At 40.0% G+C, this 13,142-nt stretch carries 10 protein-coding genes; 5 read left to right on the plus strand and 5 right to left on the minus strand.

Annotated elements, in window-relative coordinates; all coding sequences use genetic code 11:
* Nucleotides 1-68: 68 nt before the first annotated feature.
* Nucleotides 69-1,190 (minus strand): DNA-processing protein DprA, encoded by a 1,122-nt coding sequence (dprA, locus tag B4A24_RS17405; RefSeq protein ID WP_293946325.1) that lies wholly within the window; start codon nucleotides 1,188-1,190, stop codon nucleotides 69-71.
* Between the two features lie 222 nt (nucleotides 1,191-1,412).
* On the opposite strand from dprA, the gene B4A24_RS17410 reads away from it, so the two are divergent.
* Together B4A24_RS17410 and B4A24_RS17415 are read left to right on the plus strand one after the other, a co-directional pair.
* Entirely contained in the window at nucleotides 1,413-1,646 is a 234-nt protein-coding gene (locus tag B4A24_RS17410; protein WP_293946326.1) for a hypothetical protein, read from the plus strand.
* Nucleotides 1,647-1,724: 78 nt separating this feature from the next.
* Complete coding sequence (locus B4A24_RS17415; protein ID WP_293946327.1) at nucleotides 1,725-2,315, plus strand: hypothetical protein; 591 nt, start codon at nucleotides 1,725-1,727, stop codon at nucleotides 2,313-2,315.
* On the opposite strand, the gene rsmG is transcribed toward B4A24_RS17415, so the two are convergent.
* Together rsmG and B4A24_RS17425 are read right to left on the minus strand one after the other, a co-directional pair.
* Nucleotides 2,316-2,951: a 16S rRNA (guanine(527)-N(7))-methyltransferase RsmG gene (gene rsmG / locus B4A24_RS17420; protein WP_293946328.1), complete on the minus strand. Its 636-nt coding sequence runs from the start codon at nucleotides 2,949-2,951 to the stop codon at nucleotides 2,316-2,318.
* A 22-nt stretch (nucleotides 2,952-2,973) separates the two neighbouring features.
* Nucleotides 2,974-4,137 (minus strand): glycosyltransferase, encoded by a 1,164-nt coding sequence (locus tag B4A24_RS17425; RefSeq protein ID WP_293946329.1) that lies wholly within the window; start codon nucleotides 4,135-4,137, stop codon nucleotides 2,974-2,976.
* 218 nt (nucleotides 4,138-4,355) lie between these two features.
* Between B4A24_RS17425 and tgt the strand changes: the two genes are divergently transcribed.
* The 3 genes from tgt (at nucleotide 4,356) to B4A24_RS17440 (ending at nucleotide 7,685) form a co-directional block, all read left to right on the plus strand.
* Entirely contained in the window at nucleotides 4,356-5,486 is a 1,131-nt protein-coding gene (gene tgt / locus B4A24_RS17430; protein WP_172393713.1) for a tRNA guanosine(34) transglycosylase Tgt, read from the plus strand.
* Nucleotides 5,487-5,587: 101 nt separating this feature from the next.
* Nucleotides 5,588-6,667, plus strand: a complete 1,080-nt coding sequence (locus tag B4A24_RS17435) for an LptF/LptG family permease (RefSeq protein WP_293946330.1) — start codon at nucleotides 5,588-5,590, stop codon at nucleotides 6,665-6,667.
* Between the two features lie 106 nt (nucleotides 6,668-6,773).
* Entirely contained in the window at nucleotides 6,774-7,685 is a 912-nt protein-coding gene (locus tag B4A24_RS17440) for a DMT family transporter (protein ID WP_288809287.1), read from the plus strand.
* Nucleotides 7,686-7,806: 121 nt separating this feature from the next.
* Here B4A24_RS17440 and B4A24_RS17445 read toward each other — a convergent pair whose 3' ends face one another.
* Together B4A24_RS17445 and B4A24_RS17450 are read right to left on the minus strand one after the other, a co-directional pair.
* Complete coding sequence (locus B4A24_RS17445) at nucleotides 7,807-10,848, minus strand: VIT domain-containing protein (protein WP_293946331.1); 3,042 nt, start codon at nucleotides 10,846-10,848, stop codon at nucleotides 7,807-7,809.
* 826 nt (nucleotides 10,849-11,674) lie between these two features.
* Complete coding sequence (locus B4A24_RS17450; protein ID WP_293946332.1) at nucleotides 11,675-13,135, minus strand: glutamate synthase subunit beta; 1,461 nt, start codon at nucleotides 13,133-13,135, stop codon at nucleotides 11,675-11,677.
* Nucleotides 13,136-13,142: the final 7 nt, after the last annotated feature.

A 13,142-nucleotide genomic window follows, 5' to 3' on the forward strand; every position in this document is an offset into this window, starting at 1 on the left:
TATGTTTGCTTAAATATAGAATTTGATTTGAATGAATTTATATTCTTTTCTTATAATTACTGGATAACTCATTTGGTTACCATAGTAGACTGTCCCTGCGATTTGTATACTTTTCCGGGTAACGAATAGATTAGAGACAGCATTTCCAGTTCCAATAAGATTAGTGCCAACTTACTCTGGGGCCATTTGAGTAAATCGATCATTTGATCAAGTGCCAGTTGCCCTGTTGCATGAATGAGATTAAAAAGGTGCTCTTGATCTTTTGTCAAATTCAGGGGAAGTGTTAACTGCTGGTTTGCTTCACTTCGTTTGCTGATTTCCCAATTCATTACATAGTCGAGATCCTCTGCTTTTCTAATCATATGAGCCCGGTTTGTTTTGATTAGATAGTTGGTTCCTTCGCTGCTCTTTTCGTAAATGGATCCGGGAAAGGCACATACATCTCTGTGATAACTATTTGCAATTTCGGCTGTAATCAATGCGCCACCCTTAATTGCCGCTTCTACCACGATAGTAACATCTGCCATTCCAGCGATAATGCGGTTTCGCATTGGAAAATTTACTCGTTCGGGTATAGTCTCAGATGTGAATTCGGTTAATAATCCACCGTTTTCGAGCATTTTTGACGCAAGTTCACGATGGGATGCCGGATATATCCGATCCAACCCATGTGCTAGCACTGCAATGGTTGGTATATTATTCTTTAATGCATTGCGGTGTGCTAAAGCATCAATGCCATAGGCTAGTCCGCTAACGATCAGGAGATCTTGATTTTCATTTAAGTCCTGGATAAAGTCTTCACATAATTTCTGGCCGTAATGGGTTGAATGTCTTGTGCCGACAATGCTGATTACCTTTGTTGTGTTGAGTGCTGCGTTCCCCTTGTAATATAACATAAGAGGCGCATCATCGCATTGTTTAAGCCTATCGGGGTAAGCCTGATCTTCGATCCATAGCGCTTTAATTTGATGTTTGTCGATAAAAGCAAGTTCTTTTTCACAGGCATCCAGGTATGTCTTGTTGCGTATGGCATCAGCAATTGATTCCCGTATCCCTGGGATTTGCATCAGCTCTTTTTTTGAAAAGGAAAAGAAATCTGCTAAGTTGTCACAATGCGCCATGATATTACGGGCTGTTCTAGGGCCAATGCCCTTGATCTTAGTCAAAGCTATGGGATAGATTAGTTTCATAATTGGGTACTTTAAATATAGTGAAAATTATAACTTCTTGTATAACTTTTCCTTAGAATAAATAATTTGCTTTAGCAATTTCAGATCGATATTGGGATCTGCTTCAATCTGCAGCGAGCTTTGATTAGAAAACATTCTTTTTTAAGATAAAAATTTGGACGACGTATCTGGGAAGAATGTACTGGATTTGGTAGCTTTGTCGGATTAACAATATTTTTTAGCATGGACATGAAAGAACCGTTTGATATAGAATTGGGCGATATAATTTATTCCGTTTTTCCGGAAGAGGAAGATACCTATGTTATCTTTAAGGATGGAATGGAATATGTGAAGATTATAAAGGACACCGATACCACTTGGCTGAAGCTGAATCCTGAGACCGAATTGCCGATGTTTGGAATGGATGAAGAAGTCAATTTGATCGGGGAAGAGATCAAAAAAGAACTTAGCCAATAAGTCTTATAAGTTAAAGATCGTTAAAATTATTACGGACTTATTTTCCTGTTGATTATTTTAGGATAATCAATTATAGATATGGCACGTATTGGTTTCCTATTTTTAATCGTTTTATGTATCTATTTGGCCTTTGATCGGCCGGTTTTTGCCCAACCAATAGACGTTGTTTTGCAGGATACCGTGAAAAAGAAGAACGAAAAAGATACACTTCAATTGGACACGGCTCAGATCATTCGTAAAAACCTTTCGGCCAAAGACATACTGGACCAAAAAAAAGAAGAATATAGATCTATCTATTTTTGGGGCGATACCAAGAATATGGTCACATTGCCACATCAAGGAGGGATCGCGGTTAACCTTAACAAACTTTATAACAAATTTAGCCGAAAAGGCCGGCATGCAAGAAAGCTCCAGCGCAAGTTCGAAAAAGAGTATCAACAGGATCTAATTCGTGAGGAGTGGTACGCCTTCACTAAAGAATACAGTAAGTTATCGGGAGATTCATTGAATAAATTTAGGATATACTATGAGCCTTCTTTAACGTGGCTTTATGAAAATGATCGATATGAAAAGATCGCTTATGTGCATAAGTGCTTAAAATATTACCTGGATTCTGTAGACATTATCCATAGGCGACTTCAACTGCCTATGGGTAATGCTAAACTTTGATTACATCGGTACGTATACCAAATATTTTGTTTCAAAGAAATCTTCCTTAAAGTAGTCTGAAAGTGGATGTAATTCAGCCTTTAATTTCGACTCTTTAATTTCTTCACTTAGGTCACCGCCTTTCAGATAAAGGATTCCATTAGGAATTCCATTTTTGTCGTTTTTTGCGAATTTATTTCGGATCCAAGGGGCAAACTCTCCAAGTCTGGTGACTGCCCTTGAGATGACAAAATCATATTTGTCGTCCAATTGTTCGGCCCGAATATGATCAGCTTCTACGTTTTTAAGTCCTAACCCAGCTGCAACTTCACGTACGACCTTGATTTTTTTTCCAATAGAGTCCACTAAGTGAAACTTGACTTCTGGAAAGAGGATCGCCATGGGGATGCCCGGAAATCCACCGCCCGTACCGACATCTAAAATCTGTGTTCCCGGAGCTAGCTCCTGAACGAACTTGGCGATACCCAATGAATGTAGTACGTGATGAAGATATAGACTATCAATGTCCTTACGTGAAATTACATTGATCTGGCTATTCCAAAAAGTATAGAGGTCAGCAAGTTTGGCAAACTGTTCTTTTTGTATATCCGTTAATTTCGGAAAATAGGAGTAGATGATATCGACTGTAGGATTCAAAATGTCTTGTTTTAAGGGTGAATTATTTCCAGCTTATTTTTTTCTTTTTTCGGCTGAACAAACCATTGATGCAAATATAGAAATAGTAGATGAAGTCTACCAGAGGAAGCCACCAAATCAGTTCTTTCACTTCGAGTTTCTTATAGATAGCTATAAAAATTGCCCATTGTGAGCATAGCCTTAGAAAATAAGCGGCAAGAGGAACGTACCAAAATGCAGGAAAAGCAATAGCTACAGCAATCAGGGTAACATAAAATAATACTGCCGATACCAATTGTGTCCCCAACATGCGTTGGTGATGTTTTTTATAGATGGTGGAGGCACCTGAATGCCTTGCTTTTTGTTTATAATAGCTTTTCCAGGTTGTTTTGGGTGCGGAGTATACTATAGTAGCTGGAGCAAGGACAATATTGACGTTTGTTGGCGTTGCATTTTGATTGACAAAAAGATCATCATCGCCAGATTTGATGTGCATATGTGCCGCAAATCCTTTGTTGCGAAAGAAGAGCTCCTTCTTGTAGGCCATATTTCGGCCAACACCCATATAGGCATCCCCTTTGAGCGCATAGGATAGGTAACTCATAGCAGTGTGGCTCGTTTCGAAGCGGATCAGGAGGTTTAATAAGCTTTTCTTCTTAAAATAAGGCGAATAGCCCAATACAATTTCGGTCTCTGGTTTGAAGGCTGAGCCAACCCCTTTCAGCCATTGATCAGATTGGGGGGCGCAATCCGCATCGGTAAATACCAAGGTCTGATATTTCGAAGCTTTGATTCCCATGCTTACGGCGAATTTTTTGCCATGCTTCAATCGGATATGCTCTTTGATATCCACAATTTTTAAATGGGCATATCGCTCGTCAAATTCTTGCAATATCCAAGGCGTTTCGTCGGTGGAAAAATCATTGACGACAATGACTTCGAAATTGGGATAATCTTGTTCAAGGATACTGGGTAAGAATTCGCGGAGATTATCCTGCTCATTGTGTGCACAGATAATGACAGATAGTGGCGGAAGATCGGTCCCTTCTTGGTAAGTTTCAATTTGATACCTGCTCAATTTGCTGTAAACAAATAAGATGTAATATAATTGTACCAATAGGAGAAGACCTAATATCCCAAATACGATATATGGAAGATTGGCCAAAAATACATGTAGGTCAAGCATAGCCAACAAAGATAAGCGCATTCATAATCTTTTTATAAAGGAAAATAATAATTTATTCCTGAAACATCCTGTTTGCAAATCTTTTTATAGTATTTTTGCAACATATTTTAGGAAAAGATGGCATAGACGGAAGCGGAACCTTATTTCCGTTTTGCAAATTAATTTTGCCATATTAATGGGAAAACAAAAATAGAAGTCCATCTCCTATAATAGGAAATTAGTCTCAGAGGAAAATATTAATGAAATTTACGCTACAAGCACAAGATACGCTATCAAAAGCACGTGCGGGTGTTGTCGAAACTGCACACGGTCCCATTCAAACTCCTATCTTTATGCCTGTAGGCACCGCTGGCACGGTGAAAGCCATTCATCAGCATGAGTTGAAAAATGATATTGAAGCACAGATTATTTTAGGTAATACGTATCATCTTTATTTGCGTCCGGGATTGGACGTATTGAATAAAGCTGGTGGATTGCATAAGTTTAACGGTTGGGATCGCCCTATTTTGACTGATTCTGGCGGTTATCAAGTATACTCATTGACGGAAGTGCGTAAGATTAAAGAGGAGGGGGTTACTTTTCGATCTCATATCGATGGATCAAAACATCTTTTTACGCCAGAGAATGTGATGGATACGCAGCGTATCATCGGTGCGGATATCATCATGGCCTTCGATGAGTGTACACCTTATCCATGTGATTATGGTTATGCACGCCGTTCGTTGGATATGACTCACCGTTGGTTGAAGCGATGTGTAGATCGTTTTGATAGCACAGATCCACGCTATGGATATGATCAGACCTTATTCCCTATTGTACAGGGCTCAGTTTATAAAGACTTAAGAATAAAATCCGCAGAAACAATAGCATCTTTTAATCGGGATGGAAATGCAATTGGCGGACTATCTGTAGGTGAACCGGCAGAGGAAATGTACGCGATGACTGAAGTTGTTTGTGATATTTTGCCGAAAGAAAAACCACGTTATCTGATGGGGGTAGGCACTCCCGTGAATATCTTGGAGAATATTGCGCTAGGTGTTGATATGTTTGATTGTGTTATGCCAACGCGAAATGCGCGAAATGGTATGCTTTTTACACAAAACGGGATCATTAACATCAAGAACGAAAAGTGGAAGGATGATTTTTCTCCTATCGAAGTGGAAAGTGACTTACATGCAGATCAATTCTATTCCAAAGCATATTTACGACATCTGATAAAATCACAAGAAATTTTAGGGGCACAAATTGCTTCATTACATAATTTACATTTTTATCTTTGGTTAGTCAATCAAGCAAGACAGAAAATTATAGACGGTACATTCTATGATTGGAAAAATAAAATGGTGAAAATTTTGGATCAACGTTTGTAATAGAGTCACATAAAAAAATAAAATATAGATAAAGTATGTGCGCTTTGGGCTGACAGAAGTAGCGTCTCAAATCTCATATCTTAATACTCAAATCTAAAAATATGCTTTCGTTAATCGATCGTTACATCATCAAAAAATATCTGACAACATTTGTGTTCACCATGGCCATATTCACGGTTGTTATGGTGGTCTTTGATGTGTCTGAAAGATTGGATGACTTTCTGAAATATAAAGCACCTTTGGATAAGATTATCTTTGAGTATTATGCTGGATTTATCCCGTTTTATCTTAATTTCCTTTGTCCGCTGATTAATTTTATTGCAGTTATCTTTTTTACCTCGAAAATGGCAGATCAGACCGAGATTGTTCCGATATTAAGTGCGGGATACAGTTTCAATCGTCTACTACGCCCTTATATGATATCGGCAACATTAATTTTTGCAGTTTCCTTGGTATTCAATATATTCATTATCCCCCATACCAATAAGATGAAGGTGGATTTTGAAAACATCTATGTTAAGCCATTGAAAGATAATTCTCGCATATCGACGCATATGCAGTTGGACAAAAATAGCTATGTGTATATTGATAACTTTGATAATAGTACCAAAACCGGCTATGGTTTTGTATTGGAAATTTTCAAGGGCGATACATTGAAGGAAAAAATGATGGCAGACCGTATTACCTGGGATTCGGTTGCGACAAAATGGAAAATTGAAGGGTACACCAATCGTATTATAAATGGTCTACATGAACGAATGGATAAGGGGACAGTCAAAGATACAACATTGGATATGAAACCCTCGGATTTCGAACTACGGGACAATATGTTTACTGCAATGGATACCCGTGAACTAAATATTCGGATCCATAAAGAAAAAACGAGAGGAACGGGAGTGATCAATGACCTGCTGCTTGAGAAATATAAACGCTATGTTTATCCGTTCTCCGCCTTTGTTTTGACGCTCATGGGAGTCGCGTTGTCATCGAAGAAGGTTAGAGGAGGGATCGGTCTAAGTCTGGGGATCGGAATCGGCTTAAGTTTTACCTATATTGTTTTTATTCAATTTGCTAATATGTTTTCGCTGAAAGGAGGATTGCCGCCAATAATTGCGGTATTGATTCCAAATGTAACCTTCTTTTTAGTTGCAATTTACTTAACGATAAAGGCCCCAAAATAATTTCTTTTATATCATCACTGGCTTAAGCATCACGAAGAAAGGGAAAAATAGTGCTGCTTATGATGATTTTCATCGCCATTACAAAATAAATTATATTCTATTGAATATGTCTAAAATTCATTTAAATCGGAATATTTTAATTCTGCATTTAACAATCCTTATTTGGGGATTTACGGGGATTCTAGGTAGTCTAATCTCTGTTTCGGCCATTCATCTGGTTTGGTATCGCGTAGCCATTGCATCTGTTTCCTTGCTGGTTTATTTTCTGTTGACCAAACAAACAATATTGGTTTCTAAAAAGCAGTTTCTTCAGTTTTTTATGGTGGGAGCCGTTGTTGGTTTACACTGGGTTTTATTTTTTTACTCCATAAAGGTATCTACTGTTTCAGTAACATTGGTCACATTGTCATCGGTCACACTGTTCACGGCAATCCTGGAGCCTATAATCAATAAAAAACGTATAGCACTATTGGATATTGTTGTTGGTCTGGTGATTATCATTGGGATTTATACCATATTTTCCTTTGAAACACATTATTTAGTCGGTCTATTGGCTGGTCTGGGCTGTGCTTTCTGCGCGAGTATATTTTCCATTGCCAATGCAAGAATGGTTAAAAAATCAAGTCCAACATTGATTACATTTTATGAAATGTTGGGGGCATGTTTTTGGATCAGCATACTGATGTTGTTTACTGGGGATTTCAATGCGGAGATGAAATTGGGGCAACAGGATCTAATTTATCTCTTATTGCTAGGGGTAGTCTGTACGGCAGTAGCCTATGTCATGGGTGTAGCTGTGATGAAGGAATTGTCTGCTTTCACTGTTGCGTTAACAACCAACTTGGAACCTGTCTATGGAATACTTTTGGCGATGTTGATCTTTGGACAGAAGGAAACCATGAGCGGCGGATTTTATCTCGGTGCTTGTATCGTTCTCGGTGCAGTGTTTACCTATCCTTATGTAAAAACGAAATTGGAGAAAAGGCAGAAAGATCTGATCATCCGAAAATTACATTAAAGATTACTGGGCTGTCCGTCTTTTTGAACAACCCAGTAATCTTTTGTTGTACACGCTCATGTTCCTGACAGTAGTTCGCTTTTGATTGTTCACCATATCAAAAATCCAATTGTCGGGCAAATTAAAAGGCAAATTCACCGACCAGAACATTTCTTTCCTGATCCCGATTAAGGTAAATCGTCGTGAGTTTCCGTTCCTGTCTCCCCGTACTATAATAGGTGTAAATTTCTGCCAGAACAGCAGCGGGACCAGCCAGGGTCAGGGAACTATCGTTGTAGAAATCAACTTCTATTTTATATTTTCCTTTCAGCGCTTTCTTTAATAAAAACTGTTCTGGACCATATCCTCCGGTAAAGTCGTTACTAAGACGGCCTCCAATTACCGTTGTGGGGTTGCTGTAGAAACATTTTTCGCCGTTTGGATCAGTTACCCAAAGATCAATATCGGTGTTTTGGGAATTCCAGTTGATGACTACGCGCATATCAACAGGTAAATCGGCAATAAGCTTCTTTTTTACAGAAATTTGAGCAGTTTCTCTTTGTTGAAATGTGATTAGATTATTGAGTTCCATGACAAGGATTTCTTCAATACCATCATCCCGATCGGCTGCCTCAGGTGAATAGCTTTGTGTCAAAATACCATAAAGTTGCTCAAAGGCTTCTTTGTACCGACCTTTGTCCTGTAATACCAGGGCGTAATCGCGATGGCTCTGTGGATCCATCGGTCGCCATTGTAATATTTTAGCGGCTATATATAGGGCATGGTCAACATCTCCCCATTCCCTGAGTTTGTAAGAAATGGTCTTGTAAAGATCTGCATTTTCAATTTGTAGATCCGCCATTGCGCTCAGGATAAGCAATGCTTTTTGTTTATCTCCCCTTTTGAAAAAGAAGTTGGCGACATCAAAATAGAACGTTGGTGTACCCATATACTGATCCCGAAGCTGAAGATAGCTTTTGTAAGGATCTTTGGCTTGATTAAGCTCCTTTAGGTAAGTGTTGTCTTCCTTAATTTCGGGAATACTTATTTTTCCAGATACCTGATCGCTGGTATTCGTTACCTGTACTCCAGTGACTCGCCCTTCTAGTGCTTGAACAGCATTTACTGTGACGGCTTCCATAAGTTCATCTTTACTAACCACTGCCTCCTGAGCGCTGGCTTCTGCGTTAGCTACTCTTGAATTGGCGGACGCAGACACGCTTTTGTTGTTAGCACCCTCTGCTGATTTGGATTCCACAACCATGGGGGTAGGTATCGGGCTTGCCGAAGAACGAGAAGGCATTGGGGGAGCAACAACAGTTGCGGTGGGCTCGTCTGCGGCAGCCATGGAATCTATAGACCGACGCGACCGCTCCCGTTGCGGATATTTTCCTTTTTGCTGAAAGTCGGTATTCCACCATGATCGCAACTCTTCGGTAATATTTTGGGCCTGAGATAATAGATCCGCCACACGCTCTTCTTTTTCTATACGTTCTTCTTTTTTGAGTCGATTGAATTCGGGAAGCAGTTCTGCTGGCGGTGTAATTGCATAGCGTATATAATCTTCCACATTTTCCAGTACAATTAAACTTGTATTCCGAGTGACAATGCCAAACTGCCTGCCGATTGCTTCGATCTCCTCACGATGGTCTTCGTATTGGGTATCCAATGCTGCTATTTTCTTCTGGGCCCAGATTTGCTGCAGATCGATTTCCCCATCGTCTGACTTTAAAGGAACTTTAATTTCTTTAATTGCTCCTGTTCCATTACCTACTAAAAGTGTGATTTCTTTTGACAGCTTGTCTTTACCAATTCCTGAAATAGAAAAATAAGACTGAATAGTTGTCCCCTTTTCGGGATAGATTTCTGTAAAAGCATGTTGTTCTTTTACTCCCAAAAAGAGTAGGTCGATCGAATTTAATGTGTTATAGGCTTGCGTGATCGTTGTATTTGTCAAATTGACCATCTTCCCGTAATGAGTCTGGGCAATCTGTTTGAGATTGGCATAGTCTGAGCTGGTTGAGGAGGTGATGCAATAAGTAGGCTGGTCAAGCACAATTTTACTCTGGCCAAATGTGGAAAGTCCGTCACTGAAAAAGAGATAATTTGCGCCATGCAATACTCCGCTCTTTACTTGGCTATAATCGGTGCCGCCGTCATAAACAGTCTGTTTCAGGTAATCCTTCAATTCTGTCCAGTTTCCCTTGCTGATCTGAAAAGTGCGGGCTTTACTGAAACGAATATCCAGATATCCTAGGTCGACTGACATATTCTGATTTGTGCTGAAAAATTGATCCAAGAGGCTAAACTCTTTTTCGAGGTTCCTATTTTTAGCACTTAGGGAACGGTCCCAAATAATAGCAATACTGTTGCCCCATTTTTTTTGTGCCTGTTGAGGGATTTCTATTTTTGCATTGGCGAGAAAATAAAAGCTGCTATCGCGATTGACTTGCTTTAAGCCAGCAACCGAATTTTGATTTAGAGGGAGTTTAATAGCAAGATTCCGTTGGACTTTAAATTGTTGTTTATGTAGTGCAGCGGTATAGTTGTGATTTTGTTCGGAAAATGCCAATGAACCATCGGGCTGCTCCGTAAAAATAGGTTTTTTATTGCCTTGATAGACATTGATGTCCAATTCAAGGTTCTCTATAATGGTGTTATAGGCCAAAGGAAGATAATAATACAGCGCCTGATCAGATTCTGGGGTTAGGTTTTCGGAATAGCTAATCTGAACTGTACGCCGTCCTTTTGCAGGTAAGGGATAAATGCGGGTACGGAAATTGTTTCCCTCAACTTTTTCGAGTAAGCCGGGATCTACCCGCCGTGTTTCTATACTTTCAAAAACTTCGGTGCCTTTGTTTTTGTCCACAGGAACCGCCTGGCGTAGTTTCCCGTTAATATCCAAGGCATAGCCACTAACGGAAACACCTTCAGGCATGGGGAAGGTAAGTTCGCCTTCGAGATCTCGATTTGTCGTGTTTTCGAAAATCATGGTCATTGTTGTCTTGGCAATATTCCCAAAAATGCTTACATCGACTTTCAGGTTGACGAGCTTCGCGGCGTCGGCGCGGTGCTCATTTTTTATTTTCAAGCTAGGCACTTCTCGGGTGGGGCTTATTTGAGACTTCGTATCTACATTGGAAAATACCAATAAGACGAAGAGGGCTATTACTGTCTTTTTCATCTTTTAAATGATTTGTTTATCAATTATTTTGTTTTTAACATATTCAGGCTGCCTTCCGCGGCATATTTGTTTGGTCTTATCGGAGTCCAATGAGCTCGTTTCATCGCATCTCCCTTTTGTCTGTTTTTTTCTAGTGATGCAATGAAAAAACGAATTCCATAAAGGCCATCTATTTTTATTTTCTATTTGTCTTTGCCCAACATCGCCAATTCGTGGGATAGGTATGGAAACTGGAAGGCGTTTTTGTGTAGAAAGTGAAAGGGGTAAAATACCGCCAAAAAGCAAAAAGCACAAAATTGAGTTTGGCGGTATTTTATCCTTAATATTTATCGAATTACAACAATAATATCATAAAAAACTGTGTTTATTCGTGCTAGGAGCCCGTTTTTGGGCTGAGGTTTCGCCGACCCAAATTTAAGGGGAAAGTAAATTCCCTTAAGGAGTTTTTAAATTCCCTCGAGGGAAAGTAGCGTATCCGGTGGAGCAGCGTAAATTTCCTCTGGAATATTTTGTGTTCCCCTGAGGGGGATTTGCATATCTAGCGGAGCAGAGTAAATTTCCTTAAGGAGTTTTTAAATTCCGCTGAGGGAGATTTGTTTATCCAGTGGATCGGAGTAAATTGTCTTTGGAATATTTTGCATTCCGCTGAGGGAGATTTGCATATCTAGCGGAGTAGAGTAAATTGTCTTTGGAAAATTTTGCGTCCCCGCAAAGGAAAATTTTCAATAATGGGCGTGGATATAGGCTTTAGTGCGACCTAAGCGCGGGATATCCTCCTATAACAAAAGCACNNGTGCTTTTGTTATAGGAGGATTATTATTTATAATTATGCCTGGTGTGTAGCCAAGAAATCCTTGCTTTCAAGTTCGGAATATCCCATAAGGTATTCGTCTACTTTTCGTGCGCACTCACGACCTTCTGAAATCGCCCACACGACCAATGATTGCCCCTTACGGCAGTCGCCAGCTGAAAAGATATTTTCCACTGAAGTTTGGTAATCTTTGTCGTTTGCCAAGATATTTCCTTTTTCATCCACGCGCACACCTAGCTGCTCCAATAATCTTTGCTCGGTATGTTTGTACCCGATAGCCAATAAAACAAGATCGGCAGGAATTTCCCGGATTTCGGATTCGCCCAGTCTTGTACGGCGACCAAATTCATCGACCTCGTATTGAACTTCTTTAATTTTTACCGCTTTGATATGGCCATTTTCGTCGTGAACAAATTCTTGGGTTTCCGTTGCCCAAAGACGTTCACAACCCTCTTCCTGCGAAGAGGAGGTCCCGAATGTCATTTTGTCCATCGGCCAGGGATTGTTTTTTAAACGTTCTTTCGCTGGTGTAGGTTTACGTGCAATCTGAGTTATACTCTTAGCCCGGTGACGGTTGGAAGTACCGATGCAATCTGAACCTGTATCACCGTCGCCAATAACGACCACATGTTTATCTGTAGCCAAAATGCGCTCCTCATCAATACTGATGCCGTTTACTTCTTTATTCTGCTGTTTCAAAAAGTCCATGGCAAAGTGTATCCCTTTGGCTTCGTGTCCTGGTAATTGCATATGCCATGGCACGGTAGATCCGGTAGCCAGTACAACAGCATCATAGGCTTTTAACTCGTAAAAACTAATGTCTTTTCCTACCTCGGTATCAACCCGGAACTCAATTCCTGATTCTTTCATTAAATTGATACGGCGGTCGATAACAGACTTTTCCAATTTGAAATCTGGAATACCATAACGGAGCAGGCCGCCAACCTGATCGTCGCGTTCAAAAACAGTGACATCATGACCAGCTTTATTCAATTGCGCTGCGGCAGCAAGTCCGGCAGGACCAGAACCGACGATGGCAATACGCTTACCTGTTTTTAAATAACTCTTATGGGCTTTAACATAGCCCTTTTTGAATGCAATCTCAATGATATGCTTCTCGATTTCTTCGATTGTGATCGGCGTGCTATGGATACCCAGTACACAAGCAGATTCGCAAGGTGCAGGACATATCCTTCCTGTAAATTCAGGAAAGTTGTTGGTCGAGGTCAGGATCTGATAAGCCTCTTCCCATTTTCCGTCGTATACGGCATCATTGAATTCAGGAATGACATTGCCCAGCGGGCAGCCTGAATGACAAAATGGAATACCGCAATCCATACAGCGTGCGGCCTGTTTGTTCAGCTCATTCTCAGAATATCCTTTGTTAAATTCCTTGAAGTGCTGTACACGGCCTTCAACAGCTTCTTTTGTTGGAAGCACGCGCTCAAATTCTTTAAAACCTGTAATTTTTCCCATGATCTGT

This window comes from Sphingobacterium sp. UBA7249 (assembly GCF_002472835.1).
In the GTDB taxonomy this organism is placed as follows: domain Bacteria; phylum Bacteroidota; class Bacteroidia; order Sphingobacteriales; family Sphingobacteriaceae; genus Sphingobacterium; species Sphingobacterium prati.

Coding starts and splice junctions, on each gene's coding strand:
- tgt (WP_172393713.1), top strand. CDS start 4,356: ATGAAATTTACGCTACAAGCACAAGATACGCTATCAAAAGCACGTGCG.
- B4A24_RS17440 (WP_288809287.1), top strand. CDS start 6,774: ATGTCTAAAATTCATTTAAATCGGAATATTTTAATTCTGCATTTAACA.
- dprA (WP_293946325.1), bottom strand. CDS start 1,190: ATGAAACTAATCTATCCCATAGCTTTGACTAAGATCAAGGGCATTGGC.
- B4A24_RS17415 (WP_293946327.1), top strand. CDS start 1,725: ATGGCACGTATTGGTTTCCTATTTTTAATCGTTTTATGTATCTATTTG.
- B4A24_RS17425 (WP_293946329.1), bottom strand. CDS start 4,137: ATGCGCTTATCTTTGTTGGCTATGCTTGACCTACATGTATTTTTGGCC.
- B4A24_RS17410 (WP_293946326.1), top strand. CDS start 1,413: ATGGACATGAAAGAACCGTTTGATATAGAATTGGGCGATATAATTTAT.
- B4A24_RS17450 (WP_293946332.1), bottom strand. CDS start 13,135: ATGGGAAAAATTACAGGTTTTAAAGAATTTGAGCGCGTGCTTCCAACA.
- B4A24_RS17445 (WP_293946331.1), bottom strand. CDS start 10,848: ATGAAAAAGACAGTAATAGCCCTCTTCGTCTTATTGGTATTTTCCAAT.
- B4A24_RS17435 (WP_293946330.1), top strand. CDS start 5,588: ATGCTTTCGTTAATCGATCGTTACATCATCAAAAAATATCTGACAACA.